Annotated in this window: 1 protein-coding gene; it reads left to right on the top strand. The window is 73.2% G+C overall.

Annotated features, from left to right (window positions below; genetic code table 11):
- Nucleotides 1-96: 96 nt before the first annotated feature.
- Nucleotides 97-2250 (top strand): amino acid adenylation domain-containing protein (locus AB4Y86_RS17205; protein WP_441403380.1); only part of this gene is annotated, 2154 nt, incomplete at its 3' end.

The raw sequence follows: 2250 nt of genomic DNA, 5'->3' as shown, positions 1-2250 counted from the left end.
GAGAATCACCCCGTGATTGAGCAGCAGCCGCCGGTCGGCAGCGGAACCCCGGCCGGCAGCGGGACCCCGGCGGACCCTGCCGCCCCGGCGAACCCCGTGTATCAGCCGCAACTGCCGGGCGCCTTCGCGGCCCCGCCGGAGCGGACCCTGATCGATATCCTGCAGGCGACCGCCGACCGCTTCCCGGACGCGTCCGCGCTCGACGACGGCCACCGGTCGCTCAGCTATGCCCAGCTGATGGGCGAGGTCCGCGCGGCCGCCAAACAGCTGCACCTGGCCGGACTCGGCGCCGGCGACAAGATCGGCATCAGGATCCCCTCGGGGACCAACGAGCTGTACGTGTCGATCCTGGCGGTGCTGCTGGTGGGAGCCGCCTACGTTCCGGTGGACGCCGACGACCCCGATGAGCGCGCCAAACTGGTATTCAGCGAGGCCCGGGTTTCCGGCATCCTGCGCGCCGGCGGCACGATCGTGACGGATGCCGCCCATCCCCGGCCCTTCCCGGCAGCCAGACAGCCGGTCCCGGGCGACGACGCCTGGGTCATCTTCACCTCCGGCTCAACCGGCACGCCGAAGGGCGTTGCGGTGCGGCACAGCTCGGCGGCCGCCTTCGTCGACGCCGAGGCGCGGATTTTCCTCCAGGCCGAGCCGGTCGGGCCCCAGGACCGGGTGCTGGCCGGGCTCTCGGTGGCGTTCGATGCCTCCTGCGAGGAAATGTGGCTCGCCTGGCGGCATGGGGCCTGCCTGGTTCCGGCGCCGCGCGCCCTGGTCCGGACCGGCATGGACCTGGGCCCCTGGCTGATCAACCACGGCATCACGGTGGTGTCCACGGTGCCCACCCTCGCGGCTCTGTGGCCTGTCGAAGCCCTGGAAAGCGTCCGCCTGCTGATCTTCGGCGGCGAGGCCTGTCCGCCGGAACTCGCGGACCGTCTGGCCGTGGACGGACGGGAGGTGTGGAATACCTACGGACCCACCGAAGCCACCGTAGTCGCCTGCGCGGCGCCGCTCGGCGGTCCGGGCCCGGTCCGGATCGGACTGCCGCTGGACGGCTGGGACCTCGCCGTCGTCGGCTCCGACGGGATGCCCGTCGCGGAGGGCGGGATCGGCGAACTGATCATCGGCGGCGTCGGGCTTGCCCGGTACCTCGACCCGGCCAAAGACGCCGAAAAGTACGCTCCGCTGCCGGCCCTGGGCTGGTCCCGGGCCTATCGTTCCGGCGACCTGGTCCGCTACGAGCGGGAGGGGCTGCTCTTTGTCGGCCGCGCGGACGAACAGGTCAAATTGGGCGGCCGCCGGATCGAGCTGGGCGAAGTCGACGCCGCGCTCCAGGCGCTGCCCGGTGTGGCCGGCGCTGCGGCGGCGGTGCGGACGACGGCGGCCGGGAACCAGGTGCTGGTGGGCTACCTCTCGCCGGTCGACGGCCGGGAGCTGGACCTCGCGGCCGCGCGGGCCTTGCTCGGCGCCAGCCTGCCCGCGCCTCTGATTCCGATGCTCACCGTCGTGGACGCCCTGCCGACAAAGACCAGCGGCAAGGTGGACCGGCACGCACTCCCCTGGCCGCTGGCCGGCGCGGGCGCCGCCGACGCGGCCGCGGCGCCGCTGAACCTGCCCGATGACGCCGCCTGGATCGTCGAGCAATGGAGCGCGGTCCTGGGCGGCACCGTGGCGGACCTCGACGCCGACTTCTTCGCCTTCGGCGGCGGTTCGCTGGCCGCGGCCCAGCTGGTCTCCGCCCTGCGCGTCCGCTACCCCACCATCACCGTGGCCGATATTTACGCCACCCCCCGGATCGGGGCGTTGATCGACACGGCACGCCAGTCCCTCCCGGAAGGCGGTGCCGTCGCGCCCCGCGAACGGTCGGTGCGCCCCACGTCCCGCCGCGCCCAGTGGGCGCAGACGCTGCTGGGCATTCCGTTGCATATCCTCGTGGGGATGCGCTGGCTGACCTACCTGATGGCGGCCAACAACCTGCTGGCGTCCGTCGCCGGCTTCACGGCGGCCCCGACGCTGTCCTGGTGGTGGGTGGCGGCGTCATGGCTGGTGTTCGTCAGCCCGGCCGGGCGGATGGCGATCTCCGTGGCGGCGGCCCGGCTGCTGCTGCGCGGGGTGACCCCGGGCAGCTATCCGCGGTCCGGCCGCGTGCACCTGCGCCTGTGGCTGGCCGAACAAATCCAGGACCTGGCCGGCGCTGTCAGCCTCGCCAGCGCCCCGTGGGTGCCGTACTACGCCCGGGCGCTCGGTGCCAAGATC

This window comes from Arthrobacter sp. 2YAF22_2, assembly GCF_052114645.1.
Classification (GTDB): domain Bacteria; phylum Actinomycetota; class Actinomycetes; order Actinomycetales; family Micrococcaceae; genus Arthrobacter.
Note: the sequence above shows the minus strand (reverse complement) of the source record. Positions and strands in the feature narration are given on the sequence as shown.